Annotated in this window: 18 protein-coding genes; 9 read left to right on the forward strand and 9 right to left on the reverse strand. The window is 53.4% G+C overall.

Translation table 11 applies throughout. The features are described from left to right. The 3 genes from M5G17_RS25510 to M5G17_RS25520 form a co-directional block, all read right to left on the reverse strand. A partial coding sequence (locus tag M5G17_RS25510; RefSeq protein ID WP_273895638.1) for a hypothetical protein occupies positions 1 to 823 on the reverse strand: 823 nt, incomplete at its 3' end. 192 nt (positions 824 to 1,015) lie between these two features. Further along, a complete protein-coding gene (locus M5G17_RS25515) occupies positions 1,016 to 2,170 on the reverse strand; it encodes a hypothetical protein (RefSeq protein WP_273895639.1) in 1,155 nt (384 codons plus the stop codon). A 133-nt stretch (positions 2,171 to 2,303) separates the two neighbouring features. Next, positions 2,304 to 2,777, reverse strand: coding sequence for a hypothetical protein (locus tag M5G17_RS25520; protein WP_273895640.1), 474 nt, complete (start codon positions 2,775 to 2,777; stop codon positions 2,304 to 2,306). A 511-nt stretch (positions 2,778 to 3,288) separates the two neighbouring features. On the opposite strand from M5G17_RS25520, the gene M5G17_RS25525 reads away from it, so the two are divergent. Next, the gene (locus M5G17_RS25525; RefSeq protein ID WP_273895641.1) at positions 3,289 to 4,098 is read left to right on the forward strand and encodes a hypothetical protein; all 810 of its coding nucleotides are present in this window, start codon (positions 3,289 to 3,291) and stop codon (positions 4,096 to 4,098) included. Between the two features lie 91 nt (positions 4,099 to 4,189). Here the strand turns inward: M5G17_RS25525 and M5G17_RS25530 are convergent, their stop codons facing one another. Then, a complete protein-coding gene (locus M5G17_RS25530; protein WP_273895642.1) occupies positions 4,190 to 4,969 on the reverse strand; it encodes a hypothetical protein in 780 nt (259 codons plus the stop codon). A 234-nt stretch (positions 4,970 to 5,203) separates the two neighbouring features. Between M5G17_RS25530 and M5G17_RS25535 the strand changes: the two genes are divergently transcribed. Continuing rightward, a complete protein-coding gene (locus M5G17_RS25535) occupies positions 5,204 to 6,112 on the forward strand; it encodes a restriction endonuclease (RefSeq protein ID WP_273895643.1) in 909 nt (302 codons plus the stop codon). Positions 6,113 to 6,410: 298 nt separating this feature from the next. On the opposite strand, the gene M5G17_RS25540 is transcribed toward M5G17_RS25535, so the two are convergent. Then, positions 6,411 to 10,376 carry a DUF4365 domain-containing protein gene (locus tag M5G17_RS25540; RefSeq protein WP_273895644.1) on the reverse strand — a complete coding sequence of 1,322 codons (3,966 nt, stop codon included), beginning with the start codon at positions 10,374 to 10,376 and terminating at the stop codon, positions 6,411 to 6,413. Between the two features lie 344 nt (positions 10,377 to 10,720). Beyond that, positions 10,721 to 11,239 (reverse strand): hypothetical protein, encoded by a 519-nt coding sequence (locus M5G17_RS25545; protein WP_273895645.1) that lies wholly within the window; start codon positions 11,237 to 11,239, stop codon positions 10,721 to 10,723. A 236-nt stretch (positions 11,240 to 11,475) separates the two neighbouring features. Here M5G17_RS25545 and M5G17_RS25550 point away from each other — a divergent pair, with 236 nt between their 5' ends. Then, positions 11,476 to 11,853 (forward strand): type II toxin-antitoxin system CcdA family antitoxin, encoded by a 378-nt coding sequence (locus M5G17_RS25550; RefSeq protein ID WP_273895646.1) that lies wholly within the window; start codon positions 11,476 to 11,478, stop codon positions 11,851 to 11,853. A 62-nt stretch (positions 11,854 to 11,915) separates the two neighbouring features. Here M5G17_RS25550 and M5G17_RS25555 read toward each other — a convergent pair whose 3' ends face one another. Continuing rightward, positions 11,916 to 12,374: a helix-turn-helix domain-containing protein gene (locus M5G17_RS25555; RefSeq protein WP_204934321.1), complete on the reverse strand. Its 459-nt coding sequence runs from the start codon at positions 12,372 to 12,374 to the stop codon at positions 11,916 to 11,918. A gap of 245 nt (positions 12,375 to 12,619) precedes the next feature. Between M5G17_RS25555 and M5G17_RS25560 the strand changes: the two genes are divergently transcribed. From M5G17_RS25560 to M5G17_RS25590, 6 genes are all read left to right on the forward strand, one after another. Beyond that, positions 12,620 to 13,132 (forward strand): hypothetical protein, encoded by a 513-nt coding sequence (locus M5G17_RS25560; protein WP_273895647.1) that lies wholly within the window; start codon positions 12,620 to 12,622, stop codon positions 13,130 to 13,132. Positions 13,133 to 13,328: 196 nt separating this feature from the next. Beyond that, a complete protein-coding gene (locus tag M5G17_RS25565) occupies positions 13,329 to 14,057 on the forward strand; it encodes a metallophosphoesterase (RefSeq protein WP_273895648.1) in 729 nt (242 codons plus the stop codon). 308 nt (positions 14,058 to 14,365) lie between these two features. Further along, positions 14,366 to 14,695 carry a hypothetical protein gene (locus M5G17_RS25575; RefSeq protein ID WP_273895649.1) on the forward strand — a complete coding sequence of 110 codons (330 nt, stop codon included), beginning with the start codon at positions 14,366 to 14,368 and terminating at the stop codon, positions 14,693 to 14,695. 170 nt (positions 14,696 to 14,865) lie between these two features. Further along, positions 14,866 to 15,504 (forward strand): HAD family hydrolase, encoded by a 639-nt coding sequence (locus M5G17_RS25580; RefSeq protein ID WP_273895650.1) that lies wholly within the window; start codon positions 14,866 to 14,868, stop codon positions 15,502 to 15,504. A gap of 892 nt (positions 15,505 to 16,396) precedes the next feature. Next, entirely contained in the window at positions 16,397 to 16,747 is a 351-nt protein-coding gene (locus tag M5G17_RS25585) for a hypothetical protein (protein ID WP_273895651.1), read from the forward strand. A gap of 235 nt (positions 16,748 to 16,982) precedes the next feature. Further along, entirely contained in the window at positions 16,983 to 17,303 is a 321-nt protein-coding gene (locus M5G17_RS25590) for a hypothetical protein (RefSeq protein ID WP_273895652.1), read from the forward strand. Positions 17,304 to 17,958: 655 nt separating this feature from the next. Here M5G17_RS25590 and M5G17_RS25595 read toward each other — a convergent pair. Beyond that, entirely contained in the window at positions 17,959 to 18,765 is an 807-nt protein-coding gene (locus M5G17_RS25595; RefSeq protein ID WP_273895653.1) for a hypothetical protein, read from the reverse strand. Between the two features lie 186 nt (positions 18,766 to 18,951). Next, on the reverse strand, positions 18,952 to 19,163 hold a 212-nt coding region (locus M5G17_RS25600), incomplete at its 5' end, for a hypothetical protein (RefSeq protein WP_273895654.1).

Here is a 19,163-nt window from a genome sequence, read left to right on the forward strand (position 1 = left end):
ATCGGAGAATCCCTAGGAGTTGTTTCATTTCCGAATAGGCTCTTGCGACCGGGGTGTCCTTGGTCAACAGCTTGCCAAAGAATGAAGCTGTAATTACATAATCCTGATCAATCAAGTCGTTTGTTATGCGAGCGGCGGGGCGACTGTCGATCCCACCCTTGCTGACCCATTCCATATTGTGCCAAAAGCAAGATATGAAATACCTCAGAACGAGTGGCTTAGTTTTCAGAAACCCTTTGATGCGGACGTCCGAAAATCCTTTTTTCCTGAGAAATACTGTCGCACACTCAAAGGCCATTGAATAAATAGCCCCAAGACGATGCTCATCCGGTGGGGTTTGCCGTAGTTCTTTGGATGCGGTCGGCCCCAAAACCGTTTTCAGCAGGCCGTCTCTTTTCAAGAACTTTTCTTGATTTTTGACATGATTTAGCTCGTGCTTTTCAATATCTGGCTGAATTTCCTCGATATGTGCAGCGATGAGGCCTAGCCCGGCAGGTGAATCAGATCCTGCTTTCAAATCGTTCATCGCCCTTCGAACGACCTTGGTGAAAGCTTTGTCGACCAAGCGACCTTCCATGCTTTTCAGCTCGGCGCACTCCATTTGAAACGCGACGCCGACAGAAAGCGAAACCGACACGCGACCGGGAATAGACGACAGGGTGGCCAGTGATCCGCGCATGGTTTCGCGCCATTGGAGGCCTTTGCACATTTCGAGGAGTGCAGCGTCCGGAATTAAAAACTTGGCCTTGGGCCTGTCTTCAATTAATTGCTTCAGCTCCTCCGAACGGAAGTAATTCTGATCCAAGGTGTAAATTTCTGTCATGGGGGAGACCTGAGTTACGCAATCGCTTGTGGAGCAGTCGGAATGGTTCAGGGTGGTTATTACATACAGACCATCAACACGGTTTTTGGATCACGGACGTAGGCGATTCTGGTCGTTTGTCTCAGATGCATCAGCCATCTCATCCTGAATGGCTGAGTCTTCCGTCGTCATGAGGTGTAGATACCATTCCCATCATTCTTGAACTATTGGCGCAGGCTCCTCGCTACCCTCAGCCCGACTACCGCTCTCATTAGTCTCAACCATGCGCAGCATCTGCTCCCTGACCAGGGGCTCACATTTGTGGCAGGCAAAGTATTGGATTCTCTCCATATCCCCAGTGACGAATTCATCGCATCGCTCACACGTGACAGCACCCCAGCCCCGGTCGAAGCACGATACACAGCTCCACATCCCGTCGATAAAGAATACTGAAGGCTCAGGGTGCTCGCACTTGTGGCAGGACGCGATATGCTCCTGGCCTTCCTCACACCATTCATCTCCCTGGGTAAAATGCTTGGCGCAGAGGTTGGTCAGGACGTCAGTGGTGATGTCGTGACCGCAGCTTGGACAGGCGTTTAAACCCTTTTGGAAGAATTTAAACGGAGCGTTGCAGGTGGGGCAGGGCAGCTCTGCGTTGCACTCTTCCACAGCAGTGTCGTCGACGCCACACACCATGCAGGTGTAGTCAGTACCCCATGAGTGAGTCTCGCCAACAATAGCGGCGGGCATGTGGCAATGGCCGCAGGGGACGATTTTTTTGCCTTTCTTCTCTTGGATCTCGATTTGAGGCTTCAGGATTTCGAATCGGGTTTTGATGAATTCGCCCTGGCGCATCATGCGCTGGTTGAGCACTTGAAGCTCTACTGCATAGGGTTGAAACACGCCTTCCCATAACCCGGTCAGAAGCGCATGCAGGTAGTGCCAAGATGCCCAAGCCTCGGCGATCACGCCGGCCTGTGTCTTGCTCGGATTATCCATACCTGAATGTGCGAAATGGACAATCTGATTTCGGTGCTCGCCCAGTGCCTTGAAGTTGTCAGAGGCGTTCTTGTCGATTTTCTCGCCAAGAATGGATGGGATTCTGTTGAGCGCGTCATCGAGATAGACGGAGAGAAAATCACCTACGGCGAGATTCTGAAGATCGCCGGTCTCGGGCTTTGAAAGCATGAGCGTCCAATGCTCTTTCATTAGCCGGGCTTTCAGGAACAGCTCAACCGCCGTATACAGATCGACGATGGCATTCTTGGGTTTGGTTTGGAGATGGTCGATAGAGCTATTCACGAAGCCCAGGGCGTTTCGTACCAAGGCGTCGAAGAGCTCTTCTTTCGTCCGGCGTTCCTGCTTCAACCATCTGCGTGCCATAACGCTTTACCGCCTCTGTGTTGATTACTTGCTGCGATTGTAGAAGCGAATGCACCTCGACGGTTCCCCTTCCGTAACGCTCGTTACGGCCCAGGCGGGAGCCTAGGCCAAGTATTGGCTATTCCTGGAGGGTGACTGTGATGGCAGTAGAATCTATGCCATAAAACCGGGCCATGGCGTCTTTGGCCCCTTTGATCGCTAGGTAGGGCTCGCCCTTCGTCTCTGCTACAAAGCCTTCGACCTCAATGGGAGTACCCCTGCTGAATAGCTCTCTCACTCCGCGAGCTAAACCTACGTTCTCATTGTGTTTGAACAAATCACTGACGGATCCAGAGAACTCGATCGCTTTTCTGAATTTCACATCCCATTGCTTCTCGCCGTCAGGGGATAAGACCTTGCACCACTCACAGATTTCGAAAATCAAACCACCTGGATCATGCGCAGATCCATCAGATCTGCCCTTAGGCCAGTATACGAACGATACTGCCAACGCCTCCGCGTCATCTACCACGGGCAAGCGTAAAGAGGCGCCATCGGTTTTGCTCCACGGAGCGGCGGTCTGATGTCGATAAATGAATTCTCTGTCATTCATGGCAATTCCTTAAAAGATTGCGTTGACTCTTAGACGGCTCGTTTTCGAGACCTTGTCCCGCGATGGCTCGGGAGAGCATTTCACTGGCAGTGAAGGGGGGGTGGATTACGGGTCAGGTGTTGAACAAATGTGGCAAAACTGAGGCGATCGAGTCACACCTTGGCGATCTGCGATTACACGGCCAGCGTCAGAGTTAACCGCCGATTGGTATACGTTTTGAAAAAAACCTCTCCTTCGTGGCCGAGCCGGTGCTCAGGTCAGCGGTGATCGAGGCAAGCAGTCTACTGGCCTAAGCGCTGTTGCGACAGGACGCTTTTTGGGTGTCTGGAAGAGATCAACCTTGAGGGCATTTTCGGGTTGATTAGGACGGCGGGCCTGTACCTTCGCAATGAACGTTGCGCTATGGGATGCGTGCGTACCTATCGTGAGCTGGAAAAATTTTGAATAGGTACCGACTCTGCAGGTGCCGAACGCTAGCCTATGCAGACATAAATCAGACAGGTATCACTAAGTGCCCCACGAATCTACCGAAGCGGTACAAAAATGCGAAATCCTACTGCGCACTATGATGGAGGATCTTCAGGCCAAGCGAATCTGGCCGAACATGTCCAGCATCATCGACGGCATGCTCAAGCGCCGCATAGAGCTTGCGGAGGTGTACCAAGAGGTTCATGCCTCCCTGGCGCACGCACCCAGAGCCCTCTTCATTTTCTGGGATGTCTTCCTCCATACTGCTGATGGCTGGAACCTCCAGAAGAATCGAGCTGCGCGGCAAGCCCGTGAGGAATTGGTTGGTGTAAACCGCCGGATTAGCGAGCTCGCTGACCAATTGGCAGCATTGCTGGATCGGCGTGATGCCATTCATAACTACTCAGGTTTTCGTTCGAATACTCACTATCACATCTTGGATATCGTGCACGAAGCGTCTGAGCACAATGGTCTGTATGAGAGCTATGTGAAAGAAGATCTGGATCGTCTTCAGTACCAATTCGACCTGAAATATTGGCCGCCGCTGAGTGATGTGCTTCAGGCAATCGGCACCGACGCCGAGCGCGCAGAGGTGACTGCCACCGACCCAGCTACTGCAGCTGCCACCGCAAGTAGGAAATCAGGGCGTTCAGATTTCGTGAGGGCGTTTATGACGCGGATCGACGGCAGCAGAATTAAAAATTGTGGCTACATCCCTGATGAATTCACGCTGTCTGATAGCGGCATGGCCTCGCTCGTCAACTGTGGCCTGGATTTGGCTGTCGATGAACTGGTAAATGCCGAATTCATAAAGCGATTTCGGCAGCGACAGCGTCAAGCGAGTAAGGCCTGACCGCACCTGGGCCAGCGTAGCGCAACAGTGGGTGGCACGATCCTACGAATACCTCGATGCTGACCCTGTCAGCTGTGGGCCAAGAGGGGAGCTAGGACTTCGCCGCGTCCATCCAGCGCTGATAGCTCTGCTCGGCGTGAACCGGGTTATCGAGCCTCGGTTTTGAACGCAAAGCGAACGTCTTTTCAGCCAAGGTCTCCAGCCGCTCTGCTGCTTTCGGAAGCCAGCCATTCTTGATCGCCCAAAGCTTGATGTTCTCTGCCGGCTCTTGGTGGTTACGCGAGCGCAGGATTCTAAGGGTGCGTTTGGCGTGGTCATCATCGGAGGCGTTTAGGACGGCGGTGCCCAAGTTGATCACTGAGGTCAGGGACTTCATTGCTTGCTCAACGATTGGATCGGCGATGAGCTTGATCGCCGGGGCAGCAGACTTCCCAGATTTTGTGGGTTTACCCAGCACTTGGGGTGACCAGGTTCTATTCCAATTTTCAATTGCATCGGGCGTCCATGGGACAGCTACGACAGCTACCAGGTTTTGCAGCGAATCGATTTTGTCCATCATGTCCTGGCCGGCAAAGATGGCGATCAGCACGGATGGTTTGGATACCCATTTCAAGGTCTTCATCGTTTCGCAGCGCATCTGGGCGCCGCTAGGCAATGTCACAGGCATTCCTTTGACCAGCTTGCTGTGCATCGTCGCCCCTAGCGCCTCATGGAGGGCGCCAGAGGTGAGTGATGCTTTGGCAGGTACCAAGAAAATGACTTCGAGCGTGCCGGAGGTTTCGCAGAGACGGTCTGCAACTTTGACACCTGCCATGATGTGCACAGGGCTCTGATTGGTGTCGGGTAGGAGTATCCGTTGTACGTTGGGCATGCAGTCGTCCTTGTCAAAATGGTCGTCACGGGTGGGAGCCGGATCAGGGTTTCGGAGCTTGTCTCGCTTCGTCTGATAGATCAAGTGATGGGGTTGAATGCCCCTCGGTTGTCGCTAGCTCAATTAACGCGCTCCTGCGCAAGAGCGAGGTGTGAGCCGTCAATTGAAAGGTGGTAGTGGCAAGCAGCGTCTGACCTTACACTGGGCTTCCCTTTGACGCGCTTGGACTGTTCAATGAGTTTTCCATCCGACATCAAGCTGGCCATGCGGCAGTGTATTCTCAACGTGCTTTGGCCAAAGGACGACATCCTGAGTTTTTTTGGCAGCAACAGCTGTACCAAGGCAGATATTAACGCCTTGGGTGATTACAAGGCGCTCTCCCGCTCAGCGATCGTTGACGCGATGTTTACTCACTTAAGCCAGAAGCCAGATGAGGGACTGGGTCAGTTTAGGGCGATGTTACAAACGCTTGTCACGTGGACGCATTTTGACGAGTACTACTTTGATCGGCTGCAAAAGCTGGATCGTACGCACGCCCAGAACGCGATCACCCACCTCAAGCAATTGCAGGAAATTCGTGACCATAAACTCCAGGAACTCAGAAAAGAGCGGGAGCGGCGTGAGTCAGAAAATCGAACAGCCAAATCTACCCTGCCAGACCTCCAGAAGCAGTTCATTTCGCTGCTTCAGGGCGAGCAAACTGGAAGTAAGCGCGGGTATGCTTTGGAGCGAATTCTTCATGAGCTCGCTCGCGTCTCTTCGTTGGAAGTGACCGAGGCATTTCGAGAAAGGGGTGAGCAGATTGACGGCGCCATTAAGTACGACGGAGAGCACTACCTTATCGAGGCGAAGTGGCAAGAAAAGGCGGCTGCAAACGAGTCGGTGTACCAGTTTGCGGGCAAGGTTGAAGGCAAAATGTATGGCCGAGGTCTCTTCATCTCGATCCACGGTTTCAGTGAGCAGGTTGTGACCTCGCTGATCGCCGGAAAAGCAATCAAGACAGTGTTCATCGACGGGGCCGATCTCATACTCGTATTGGAAGGATTACTGACGTTCACACAGATGCTGGATTGCAAGATCAAGGCTGCTCAAACACGAGGCTTGATCTACGTTGACGCCATGTCCGGAAGGGCAAAGCTATAGAGCCCCAGTTCACTGGCCTAAACGGCTCTCGCGGCATGGGCTCTGCCCAATGCGAGTCGTAAACCTATCGCCCAAAAAATGGTTCTCTCCGGTGCTGCTCCGTGCATGGTGTAGGGAGCCGTCTGGACGATGGTAGTGAATTACCAACAAAGTGCCGAGTAGTCGGAAAGGTATTGAGGAGTTGAGCAGGCGGTGCAACTGAGCTCTTCTGATCTACACGACTTGACGATTGAATCGTCCCCAGGCTGGACTACACCGAAGCCTCATAGCGAAGCGTCCATCGCTTGCGGCCTCGCACTCAGCGTTCAAATTTGGGGCTTTGTACCGCTATTCGTGCTGTCGTGTAGGCGTTAGCGAACTCGTACTGGTCAATCGTGCCCCTCGTTAGGCTCTCATTGAGCTCGGTAAAGATTCGTAAACCTTCGCCAGCCTCTACGGATTCCAACTGAGCACATTTTGATCCTAGCAGCCGGATGGCGACGATCTCTAGACGTTCGTCCATGTAGTCACCATGGTGGGACTCGACCAACAGCCTGTAAACCGCCCAAAGTCGTTTGGCGCAAGCCTTCGACAAATGACCCATGAGTGCCGAGGTGATGATCAGAAGGACTATGGTCTCAAGGGCCTGATCAGGAGCATCCTTTTTCATGGCTGCTTTGATATGCCAGTGCCGCATCAGCGAAGCTAGTCCAATCTCAGGAAGCTGAGCATGCTCCATCAGTACATGCAACGCCGATGCTGCATGCCCCAGCGATTTTTCAAAGGGTACGCGGTAATCCCAGAGCGCCGAGATCATTGAAATGAACCCAGGTTCTGCATCAAGGATTGCTACGCCTTGACGTACGGTTCGTGCAGTAAAGACAGCCGGAGGAAGTAACTGCACAATTTCGGATAGCTGTACGATTATCCCGACCCGCCATTCGCACAGCTGGGCAATTTTGCCCGCTTTTTCAAGTGGTGAAAGCTGCCCAACTTCTGTCAGGGCGGAAAGGACGTCAAGTGTGCAGAAGCCATCCACCTTGGAACCTGCGGCGCAAAAAATGCGCAGCGCTTCGTCATCAGAATAGAGCCGGTACCGTTCTGGCTCTTTGGCGCATATCTCCGCCATTTCGCTGTTGCTTCGCCCAATCACTTTTGAGGGCAGTGCTTCGTTTGCTTCTTCTGACGAGGAGGGTTGAAGGATGGAAGCGAGATTGGCTTTCAAGGCGTTCTGTAGTGCCAAGCACTTGCTTCGCATCGGGCTTCCGAATACAGGATTCGTGAACTCGGCAAGCTCCTCCATTGTGGCTCTGGCCACTGCAATTTGACCGAAGAAAGTGATGACGGCGTCGATGAGCCCCAAATCATTGAGGACTAGCAGCGCTGTCCAATCCAGCAGAGGCACACGCTTGCGCAGGGAATCGGCACCGGCGGGTTGCCAGCCAATATCGTTGACCATCGCCAGGTGATACTGGCGATCATCCCGGCTAGACACTTTGGCAACTTCCCACAGATGCACGACATCGCAAATGCAGGACAGCACCAGTCGCGGGCGCCATGAGAAAGGGATGGTGGTTAATCCCTGCTGTAGGGAACGCTCCAACCGCTTCTGGAACGCTTCTCTGTCGGGCGTCAGCCCAGTCAGTGCTTTCAGGCTTTCAACCAACTCCCTGCCAGAGCCGCCATCTCGAGCCTCGCCTCTCCAGAGCATCCGGGAATTCGGGAAATTTCTGAAGAATGCATCAGCGCGTGTTCGGAATTGCTCCCTATCCGTGGCAAGGTCAATGTCACTGCGTCCACCCAGGGTACCGCTCAGATGCATCATCAAATAGGTGCCTTCCTGGCTCTCTACGCTCTGATCCACCAGTTCGCCTGCTCGCAGGGCCAGCTCCAATAGCCTGTCGCTCGTTGGGTCGGAAAACTGAATGAGAAAGAACAGTAACTTCACGAACTCCAGCTGTTCTCCTTTGGACTTTGCAGTTTCGAGAGCCCTCTCCGCCGCCTCTACGGCGTCATCGACGTAGCCGCAGCGAGTGGCGATCGTGGCATAGGTGTTCAGAGCCAGTGGGTCGTCGGATCCTGTAGCAACAATTTTCAACAACCGATCGCGGGCTTTTTCCGTTTCGCCTAGATGATCAAGTGCCAATGCCTCGAAGGCCCCCATTCGATCACCCGACTCAACGCGGACTTTATTGCTTTGACACAGTTCTACGATGCCCTGCCAATCTTTCAAGGCTACCAACGCCATCCCGAGGCGCGCCGCCATCGCAGGCGAGAGTACGTAGTGCTCTGTTATTCTTTCGGCGAGTTGAACACACTCCATCGCACTGTCTGAATCGGTGGGATCAAGCTCGTGGATGAGTGTGAGTGCAATGCTCACGGGCTGATCCAATTCCTCATACCGTGCCTGCAGCGTCTTCAAAGCTTCATCTTTGGCCAACCTGCTCATCTCCAACTGGAGATAAAAATGTGCGAGGGCGGCTTGGGGAGCTAAATCAGGATCTGATTCGAGCAGACTCATCCACTGTTTCACGAGGCCAGGCTGAACTGATTTGTGAGCAGAAATCGAAGCTGCGGTGACAGCCGAGCCAAAAAGCGGATGGCTGCGTTCCACGGTGCCGACGTATGTGCCAAAGCTTTGGTAGCATGCCCGGAATTTACCGGTCTCATATAGCAAGAGCGTGTTCCAGAGATGCTTGTCAGGTGAATCGGGCAACTGATCATTTGCCGACAATGCGAGGGTGAAGTCCGATAACTGACCAGCAATGCCCCGTAAGACCTCATGGATATGAGGCAAGTCCGGGCGCTTCTGCACAGCATCCTTCAGGTCTGCAATTATCGACTCTGCCTTTCCGAGTGCCGACGCTGTAGCCCCCCATATGTCGACAAGCTGCTCTACGTTGGAATCCCAGCCTGACGCCTTTATAGATAACACCGCGTCGTTAATCGCAGCCCAAGCCTCCTCAAGCTTCTGAAGGTTTACACCCGGAAGACCTGCGGGTGGGATTGATTCACGTCGCTGCGTACTGGCGGTGGCCAAAGCTAGGGAAAATTTGGCTCGGGCCCTAAGCAAAAGCAACAGTTCACGTATGTCATCGGATGCCTCGCAGGATGCAAGGCCCGCTTCGCAGTCAGTCAGGGCGTTTGCAGGCTGCTCAGACAACCAATGTGCAAACGCTCTCGCGAAAGACCGTTGAGGTTCTGGCAGCAAATCAGCCAGCTCAATGGCCAGCTCATAATGCCCTTGCACAGCATGGAGTCGGGAGCGAACGGCGATGACTATCGGGTCTTCACCCTCCAGCAGATCATGCAGCTCAGCAAGCGATTCGTTATCGTGTTCGAATCTGATGCGGATCTCTGCTTCCACCAAAGCGGCTCGGTACTTGGGCAAAGGCGTTGTCTCATACGCGTTCTGGTATGAAGAGGCTGCCGCTTCGTTTTCCCCGGTTTGAACCTGCCAGTTGCCACGTAGACGCCAATATTCTGCGCGCTCCAGCGTGGTCGAGTTTTCGAGCTTTGGCTCTGCCTCGTCGAGCTGTATCTTCGCTCGATCCAGCGCAGTTACCTGGAGATCCGCTTTGGCCTGAGTCAGATTCCAGGCAAGCGTGCCCCGAGCTGGGTTAACCCAGTAGTCTTCCGTTGAGCCTGCCAAGGCGTTCATCAGCGCAGGCCCTCTTGCAGCCACGCCTTCTACCACCCCCTGAACCAAGGTTAAGCGGTCATCTGCTTGCATCCCTGGGTGGGTTTGCTGCGCGCGCTGGCTTAGGACGTGCCCTACGCGAGACAGTTCGTTCTGGTGACGAATGCCCTCAGAGAGATCCGTAGTCCTTTTCAGAACGTTTTTTGTTGGCGCGCGAAGGGTGACGTATTTCTGTTCGGCAGACAGATCATCGACGGTGATGCGGATCAGCTCATCCCTAAGCCAAACGTAGTAAAGAGGGCAGTCAACAGGATCTTCATTTACCGAAAGGTCGCAGATCACTAGGAGCACCGGTTCAACGGCTCTGGCGTAATAGCGGACAGTGGTGGCTTTCAGAGTCACCGAAATGTATTCGCCATCCGCCGTCAGGCTCGGAGAGCGGGTGCCTTTAAGTTGGATACGAAAAATATCCGTCGCGCGTTGATTCGGCGTGGTCTGCACCTGGAAGTCATAGCCATAGTCGTCAGTCCCTTCTAGGCTTTGCACCCGCCAATCCTTGGGATGACGAGCCATCAGACAACGTGTTGCATCTGCATTGATGTCGTGCTGATCACCCGTCCCTGGTAAAGGCCCATCAACTGGCATGGTGCTTCCTCGGCATAATCAAAAGGGCGCAGATGGCGTAAAAAAGGCGTTTCTCGGTGCATTTTATTTAGGAGTATACAGCCCTCTAAACGGGGCTTGGGGTCACCTACGTGATCAATATCTTTGTGTCTGGGCTGATAGGCAGGTTGGGCGCATACCCGTCTCGCACAAGACTGCCCAAGGTTATCCGAGTTCCGGGCTTTCCAGAGCGCCTCGTAATGGCTTCTGATGCCAGCCCGGTCAGTGCATGCCGGCGGAACGATACCCTACCTAAAGCATCCGGCTAGGTGGGCTCTCATGGGGCCCATCCGCCCCTGTCACTTCCAATTGTCCCCCGCGCCCATCTAAGCCTTCGATGTGCCCAGCTCCTCAAAAGGCCGTATAGCCCGTGCGTTATCGAGCCAGTCCTCAGGGTCTTCAAGTTTCTCTCTGACGTAGTCGCCGTCGCGATTGCGGTAGCCGAACGCCAGGTACCGCAGATTTTCACGGCGGATCATGTACGCCGCCGTGACCCTAGCCTGGCAGGCATACTCTGCTCCATCGAAGACGGGGGCGAGCAATCCCATCCTGGCCAACGTGAGCTCAGTCTGCTCTCGCACAAAATCGACGAAAAGTTGCTGTGTGTCTGCCTGCTCTGCTTTGAGCTCCTTAGGCCTACCATCTTCATGTTCGAGGCCGTATAGGTAAGCAGTCTCCTGAGATTCCACAAACAACACATTCTTGAAAACCCGACATGCTCCTCCAGGCTCGCAAGCCTTAATGTCAGCGAGCCAAAGCTCGTCATACTGCGAGTCTGGGAAACGCCCAGCGAAACGCGGGTTTGAGGCTGAGTAGATGGTGGCTGGTGTGATGCTGTCCTGCATGGCTGCGCTCCCAAAAATGCCGTCGAGTGTCGTCCGTCATCGAGTGTAGTCGCTCACGGTGACGATCAATGACGACTATTCTGGCCATGGACTTGGGCGTTGAGGTGTAGGCTGGAATCTGACCCGTCACGAACGAGTAGTGTTAATGGCATGCTAGGCGTTCACTTCTGGGGTTTGCTGGCTTGGAGCTTCGAGCAGGACAGCCCACTCGCGCAGCACAATATAGGAGATAAGCCATGCCTCTCGGCTATGACCCAAATGCCTCCAAACAGGCAGTCAATCTTCTCGTCAACAGTGACCTACTGGTCAGAGCAGCGGTCATCGATCTGAACCTCTCCGTCGTCTTAGAAAACGCCATAGCTGAAGCTGTTGCACGGTCTCATGAAGGTGAGCAGGGCCTTGAAGAAAACCGAGACGCCACACTGGACGAATCCGTGGATCAGATTGACCCCAATGTGCTGACGGCAGCTATCGGTGTTTTCGGGAACGCGACTCTCGCGAAAAAATGGCTGATAACTCCAGCGCGAGCGCTGGGCAACAAGCGCCCATCAGAGGCGGATGCTGAAGAAGTCATGGATCTGATAGGGCGAATTGAAAACGGCTTTGGTGCCTAGTAACTCGCGTCGGATTTGGCGACTGTCAACATGCCCGAAATCACCTCAGCCCCAAATCGTGCTCAACGCTCACGCCAATGCCGCTGAACGGTGGATCTTGGGAGCCCGAGTTCTTTCGCTGCCTCAACCTGAGTCAGCCCCTTGCTTTTGAGCGTCTGCACATCCGCGCGCGTAGCAGCAGCGCGAATGGTGGTTGGGTGCGTGCTATCTACGGTCTCTGCGGATGCCGGTGGAATCTGATCAGCCAACCCAAGGAGTTCCAATTCGCTGATTGCCCGCATCAGCACAGCCCTGGGCGAGTCCTGAGAATCAGAGGCTGTGGCAACTGCTACTAGAGCTGAAGGGGAGAGGTCGAGCTTATAGGCTAGGTCTGCTGCTACTTTGAGTGTCGGTGTGGTCTTCCCGCTTTCAAGCTGGCTGACGTGCGACGCGGCCACCGTGCCGCTGAGGTCTTTTTGCGTAAAACCTTTGGCCAGGCGAATGACGCGCAGCGCGGCGGCGAAGCCAGTTTGAATCGACATTAGGCCTTCTCAAAAGGAGACGGTATGCCTCGTTTGCCTGTGTCCAAACAAATCTATATATTGAGTCTTGTGGGTTTTGGTCGCCTCCACGGCTAGCTCCTGGCATGCCGCGCAGCGCGGCGTTCCAGCAACATGCCTGCGATGGGTTCCATGGCGAGGGGTGGCGCCCCCTCCTGGGTTTGTGCCGAGGCGCAATTAAGACTCAAATCGCTTTATGTACAGGGTAGGTACTAAGGAACGCTAGGATGTCAGATCTGAAGAAAGTAACTATCACTGTTAAGAATTTTGAGTCCAGCTCTTCCGACGACTATGCGCGTCTTTACAAAAAAGTTCGTATTTTAGATCCGTCTGGTAAGAATGTTTATTTTAAGAATCTAATTGTTCCAAAATATCTTGAGCGCCGTGGTGCTTTTGCACAGGATGTTTCGCGAACTTGGTATATAAAAAGCATTCATAGATCTGCAGTAGTATTGGTCGCTTTTGAAACCCAGAACGGTACAGTTGAGTATGACCTTGATGAAGTTCGAAACTTGTCTCGCAGGGGCCTCTGGTGGGGAGTCCTGATTGGTATCGCCGCAATTCCTGCCGGATGCATTGTCGCAATTGCGACTTATGGGGTGGGGCTGGCGTTAATTCCTTTTGCTTTTTATCAAGCCTATATGCAGATTTTCAAGATTCCGGCTCGGTTGAGTCGTGAGCAATTGCTTCAAGACTTTTCTCTGCATGGCATTCGCGTAGATGAGAGTTGGTCTCGCTAGGCCTTTGGGGCGAAGGGTGCTCAGACTGCGTAAAGCTATGAGCAGGTGCTCGTCTCGCTGATCAAAGTCGGTCTGCTCCGAGCTTCAATAAACCGATAAACCGTCAATTAGAAGACCCATACACCGCCAAGCGGCTGTTCTAAGGTTGGCCAAGAATGCCACCCCGACTCGTTTCCTGGGAGGCAAGGGTTCCCTAATGAAGATTTTGATTTACTCGGATCTGCACAACGAATTCGACTGCTTCGCCCCGCCCGATATCGAAGTTGACCTGGTGATCTTGGCTGGGGATATCGATCTCCTGCATCGAGGTGTTAGGTGGGCAAATGACGCGTTCACGAGTGATGTTATTTATTGCAGCGGTAATCACGAGTTCTACAAAGGCCATCTCACCCGTACTCGCGAAAAAATGGAGGCAGCAGCAGCCTCGCATGTCCATGTCCTAGACAACCAAGTCTGGACGTCGGACGGTGTCCGATTTCTTGTTGCGACCGCTTGGACTGATTTCTCTGGAACAGGTGATGTGATGGCTGCTTCCAGCGCATGCGTGCGGGAGCTGAATGACTTTCGAATGATCCGTACGGGTAGCGAATACCGTCGCATCCGGCCTGCGGATCTCATCGAGAAAAATCGAACAACTTACGAGTTTCTGTGCGAGCAGCTAGCGATTCCCTATGTCGGCAAGACGGTAGTTATCACTCATCATTGCCCCATCCCAGAAGCCTCTGGGTCAGAGCATTCAGGGCATTTGAGCGCCGGCTATTTCAATCGCTGGCACCAGTTAGTTGACCAAGCCGACGTCTGGGTCTTCGGGCATACCCACCATTCGCTCGATCAGTTTTTTGGGCAGTGCCGGCTGATCTCGAACCCTCGGGGATACCCGTCCGAAGAAACGGGCTTTAACCCTAGCAAGATTCTGGAGATTTGAAGTGTCGAAAGTAGCGAGGAGCTCGGCGGGTGTCGCAACTCCCATCCCTCTACAAGTCTTAGCTGCGAAGCGAATCAAGTGGGGCGTTGTTATCGATGCGTACCTTACCGATGTTGCGAGGATAGGAGCTCGATACTCGGCTATGGCCTTCTCGGATCGTGCGGGTCTGATTGGGGACGGAGAGACCGTCGCCACTCCGCCGGCCAAGGCTGTCGCTGAGCAGCAGGGCTTCGTATTGCTCCGGAGCAATAGTGGTCGTGATCATTACGTCGTTGTGAATTGGCTCGAAGCCGATGAGGCCAGCGCTCATGCCAGTCAATGAAATGATCCGGATCATGAGTCTTGGGGCGGTTTACGGCGGGGCCTGCATGCCCCTGTATGAGGCAACCGCTTCCGCGCAGGCGATGCGCGGATCACTGCCTATGAACTGTCGATACCCAGTTAAGGATGGATTTGAAGCTTTCCTAGATGGTCACCGAGGCGTTAGCAGGGTAGTGCAAGCGGTTATTTATGCTGCTCGCCAGCAACGTTTGCTTTCCATTTTTGGAGCAAAATATCAGGCTCATGATCGCCGCTGTCACTTGGCCGAAGCGGCTTGGAAAACACGCATCTCAGAAAGTTGTAAACCTGTTTTTTGATCTGTTAACCACCTCGGTTTACAAGTCGGAAAACCGGTTTACAGTCCTATGGTTCCTAGGGGCACGCCCTGATTGGAGTGATTGGCGGAACAGACTTGGGTGGCGTTTAGCGACTTTTTGCGCCGAGCACTCATGGCATTTGAATCAGGTCGGTCAGGAGGAAGAGCATCATGATTTCAGCCGCCGTATTCGATGCATTCGGTACCATCGTTCGTATTCGCCAACGCACCAACCCTTATGGTGCTCTCTTTAGAGAAGGCCGGCGACAGGGGGTGGTGCTCGAACCCAACAGCACTCATTTCGCGATGACGGCAAACCTCACTTTTGATCAGATGGCTGAGCATCTGAGTATTGAGCTTTCTCGCTCCAAGCGAGCCGAACTGAATGATGCGTTGGGGAAGGAGCTGGCATCCATAGAGCCATACCCAGATGCTCACGACGCAATTTCCAAGTTCCAGGAAGCTGGGGTGATGATTGGCATCTGCTCCAACCTGGCCCAGCCCTTCGGCCCTGTGATCAGGAAGGCCTTTCCGCACGTGCTGTGTCACGCTTTCAGTTACGAGGTAGGAGTCATGAAGCCTACTCCTGAGATCTATCTGGCCGTATGCCGAGAGATGGGCGTGGAGGCCGGTTATCGCGACGACGGAAAAGGGGGGGTGGTGATGATTGGTGATTCGAGAAAGTGCGACAGAGATGGCCCTGGCGGTGTGGGGATAATGGGGTACCACTTGGATCGGTCAGGTTTGGGGCAGATCAGCGACCTCATGCAATTCGCTAACCGGGTCATCGGGCACGACGTTGCTAGATGAGTTGTAAGGTTCCCGAATGGCGGCCAGCCGGCTCATTCAAGTGATTGCTCAGGCAGCTGTTCAGCCCACCCAAAATAGCGGGAAGACCGTCCCTGGCACGTTGTTAATAAACCCCAAATTAGGGGGGGGTAGTAATCTTTTCAGAGAGAGCCGAAATCCTGTTTTTTGCGGACACCGTCAGACAAGTGTATGTTTTTGCGATATTTAATGTCACTTTCAGGCTTTTTTTGCACCCCCCCCTCTTGAAAATTTTAAAGGGCGACGGAGTTCTTTATTTGAAGGCAAGAGAAAAGCGGCACTGGCCCGGACACCGCTTTTCCCACAGGCCACCACCGGCTTTTAAATCTGATATTTACAGCTTCTGGATCACAAGGTTTTGAGTCCTTGGTTGCCTTGCCGACAGGCATGGCGGAGGCTGATAGGGGGATCGGCGTTTTGGGCCGTAAGGCCCTACTTCCTCTTTGGTTACAAACAACCCAACGATCCACATTTTTTTTTGAGTGGGAGCGAGTCCGCGTGGAATCATATGCAGTTCATTCAACACGCGGCGATGTTGTATGAGGTTGCCCAGCAGGCTCAGAGGGCGGGGTGGGTGGTGCTGGCACTGGTTGCCGATATAATGACGGGCGATAGATGAGCCGAGGTCATCGCGATGCATCGGCTGCCAGTAAAGCCCCCTGCAAGGCTTCCAGGGCGTCCTCTAGGCGTTGATCGTCGCGTCTGTCACCGCTTGCCGGCTTAAACGACTTGCAGTGTCTTAGTAGGGCTTCCATGTCGTTTTGGTTAAGGTCAAATTCGATGTGCATGCTCAGGCTGTCTCGGTAGGTGAAATGATCGCGCTGCGCCTCGATCACAACACCATGCGATGGCGTAATAGAAGCGAGAATTAGCATTGGATGGTGATGTAGAAAAGCTGATGTGGCAAAAGGTGTCGCAGGTCTACGGTGACTCATTGAGCACAGTTTTGGGCCAGGCATTGGCAGGATACAAGCGCGCTGCCGGCATTGATGATTTGACCCGTCTGTACCCCAGCACTGCTGGAATCCAAACACTGCAGATTTTGAAGCAAGAATTGATTTCGCGCTGGCCTAAAGGCCACTTTGGGGATTCCGAGTCGTGTCTCGAACTGCGTTTACGGCTTCGCTCACATCTCATCCATTACCTGCTGCGCCGGCTGGTCAAGGATCAGGTCGATACGCCCATTCTTCGAGACGCTCTTTTTGGGGGAGATGTAGGCGCGTGATGGGGCTGTCAAATCAACGGATGCCAACGAGCCTGGCGTCTCTCATAGAGGCACCATGAAAGATGGCAGCTCCCCCCACGACGCTGACTGAAGCAGAGTTTGTGGACATGATGCGACAGTTCGAATCGTCTAGCCGATGGATGATGGAGCAACTGAAGTTGAAGCGTGAAGCTGCAGGCTTACCAAACCACAGTCAGCCAACGGCAGAAAACCATAGTTTGAGAGAATCTAAGAGATGAGCGATGTTCTCAGCGAGCAAGAGATGCGTGCCGCCTTGTTCGGTACTGCAATCAACTCTGTTGGCAAGCCGGATCGGCTACCAGAGTCCAAGTCCCAATTATCTCCATTTCCTCAGGCACCATCATCGAAGCCGCTTGTTTCTAGGTTGCGCGTAACTTTGCACGTCACGAAGGTTTACGAGGGGGCCCAGGAACTATTCGTCCACGACGTAAATACGTTGAGTAGTTTGGTTGCTGAAGCAGAAGCTAAGGCTGCGGCGAAAAAGAAGAAGTTTCGCTATTTCGAGCTGGTTTCGATAAAGCCGGTGCAGGTCTGAGTTCACGTCGCTTATAAAGTGGCCTGAAGCCACGTAAGCACATTAGCGTAGGAGAATGGATATGGTTCAACGCCGAGAAAGACGGCCAGATACAGCGGCCTGCGGGAATCCCAAGTGTTCGAGAAGCAATCTTGATCTTTCAAACTATCGTAGCTCGTATCCTCGCGACGAGGTAGAGCAGGAACGTATCCATTGGAGCGCGTACCCTGTCCTGGACGGTGATGTACTATTCTGCACGTGTGGCCATTACACGATTTTCTACAATCCGGCTTTCCGGTCTCCGCCCGCTTACTGAGGCGGCTATCGCCAGTAGGGGTTGTTAACCCCTGTGGCGGGTCGCTAACGGCTATGGAACCACTTGGCTGGATTCTTCTATGAGGGTGTCCAGGAAACCGAGCACATTTTCGGAAGATATGAGGTGCAGATGCGGCGGCGTTCCTCCGCCCCGTATGCACATTCCAACGAAGTGAAACTTTTCACCAAACCTCGAAAACACAGGCCCTCCGCTCATTCCATTCAGGTCAACAGACGGAAGGTGTTGGTCAAGCTTCATCGAGTAGATATCGTCCGTGAGTGGACGGTCGGTTAACAGCCCGGACGCTACGAATGGGTGTTCCTCAATGTCGAAATTCTCGGTGTCAAAATTTTCCTCAAACTATGGGTAGCCTACGGCATAGACCCGTTGACCGGGACTTATATCTGAGACCTTTCGGCATAAACCATCAAGATTCCATGACCACCACTCGATACCAGGAGCGGTACTGGCAACGTCGATCTGCCATACGAAGACATCTTCAGAGTCGTCTTGATGGTCTTCTGACCCTGCGAGCGGGTGTCGTCCTGCATGAACTGGTAAAATGTCTTTGGACTCAGCCAGCACTAGCCTGAAAATCGCAGGATCTACTCCGCCAACGACGTGTTTAGCAGTAATCGCGAATTGTTTTCCTTTGTAGGTAACTACAAACAGCGATCCTTTACCAAATCGGGCGTTATGCATGCATGGTTTTCCCGGCAGCGTTTGCCACAAGACCGGTCGCGTGCCTGTCAGCAATGCGCTCTCTATGTCTGTCCACGCAGCTTTTTCCGCCAGCTCACGCCAATAGAGTGCCTCACTCTCAAACTCTTCATCACTCAGAAGCAGTTCGTCCGCATTGCTGGTGGTGAGTAAGCGGTCGAGTTCGAAGATGGCAGGGCTATACAACCAATCCGCTGCGTTTTTAAGGTCGTGGTAGGCCAACCGATCGGCCCTCCCAACCCATCGCATGGCTTTGCCGTAAGCGTCGATGCCTAAGCCCGCCTGCTTACCGAGTAGAACAGTTCGGTAGGCCTCGTTGCCTGATTTTTCTACCTGCTCTGTCAAGAAGGGCAGTGATGCTTCGTCTATGATCCTGTATCGCTCAACATAAACTTCCGGCTCTTCCAAGATGTAATTGCGCGGTGGAAGAAATTGCTGGGTGCTCAAAATCTAGGCTCCTGATCCTCCCTCATGGATCACTGAAAGGGGGAGAATTTCCTCGGTTCTGGTTATGCGTGCTTCAGTGCAGAGGTGATTGTACTCAGGTCGGGGCTGGTTGAGACCGGCCCGGCCATACAGACAGGGCCACTTTGCTGCAGTTCTTTGCCAAGCTGATCCTGGCTTACCTCAGCCTCACGAGGCCGTGTAAACGTAGCTGTACTCGTCAGGTTCAACCCAATTAACAAGCTGTACGTCTGAGTTAGCGGTCAAAGCTTCAATTTTCTTTATGGCTTCCATGAAGTGAGGCGTCTGCTGATGGTCGTGCGTTTGAAGTTTTATAGCTAAACAAGTGTTCAGGAGTAAAGCGGTTTTCGAGGCAGAGTCAGCTAGGGATTCTCCGATCA

This window comes from Pseudomonas rubra (assembly GCF_028656935.1).
Classification (GTDB): Bacteria; Pseudomonadota; Gammaproteobacteria; order Pseudomonadales; family Pseudomonadaceae; genus Aquipseudomonas; species Aquipseudomonas rubra.

Excerpts from the sequence above, each read along its gene's own strand:
- M5G17_RS25535 (WP_273895643.1), top strand. The coding sequence starts at position 5,204 with ATGAGTTTTCCATCCGACATCAAGCTGGCCATGCGGCAGTGTATTCTC.
- M5G17_RS25555 (WP_204934321.1), bottom strand. The coding sequence starts at position 12,374 with ATGTCGATTCAAACTGGCTTCGCCGCCGCGCTGCGCGTCATTCGCCTG.
- M5G17_RS25575 (WP_273895649.1), top strand. The coding sequence starts at position 14,366 with ATGCCAGTCAATGAAATGATCCGGATCATGAGTCTTGGGGCGGTTTAC.
- M5G17_RS25580 (WP_273895650.1), top strand. The coding sequence starts at position 14,866 with ATGATTTCAGCCGCCGTATTCGATGCATTCGGTACCATCGTTCGTATT.
- M5G17_RS25560 (WP_273895647.1), top strand. The coding sequence starts at position 12,620 with ATGTCAGATCTGAAGAAAGTAACTATCACTGTTAAGAATTTTGAGTCC.
- M5G17_RS25530 (WP_273895642.1), bottom strand. The coding sequence starts at position 4,969 with ATGCCCAACGTACAACGGATACTCCTACCCGACACCAATCAGAGCCCT.
- M5G17_RS25550 (WP_273895646.1), top strand. The coding sequence starts at position 11,476 with ATGCCTCTCGGCTATGACCCAAATGCCTCCAAACAGGCAGTCAATCTT.
- M5G17_RS25520 (WP_273895640.1), bottom strand. The coding sequence starts at position 2,777 with ATGAATGACAGAGAATTCATTTATCGACATCAGACCGCCGCTCCGTGG.
- M5G17_RS25545 (WP_273895645.1), bottom strand. The coding sequence starts at position 11,239 with ATGCAGGACAGCATCACACCAGCCACCATCTACTCAGCCTCAAACCCG.
- M5G17_RS25590 (WP_273895652.1), top strand. The coding sequence starts at position 16,983 with ATGAGCGATGTTCTCAGCGAGCAAGAGATGCGTGCCGCCTTGTTCGGT.
- M5G17_RS25565 (WP_273895648.1), top strand. The coding sequence starts at position 13,329 with ATGAAGATTTTGATTTACTCGGATCTGCACAACGAATTCGACTGCTTC.
- M5G17_RS25540 (WP_273895644.1), bottom strand. The coding sequence starts at position 10,376 with ATGCCAGTTGATGGGCCTTTACCAGGGACGGGTGATCAGCACGACATC.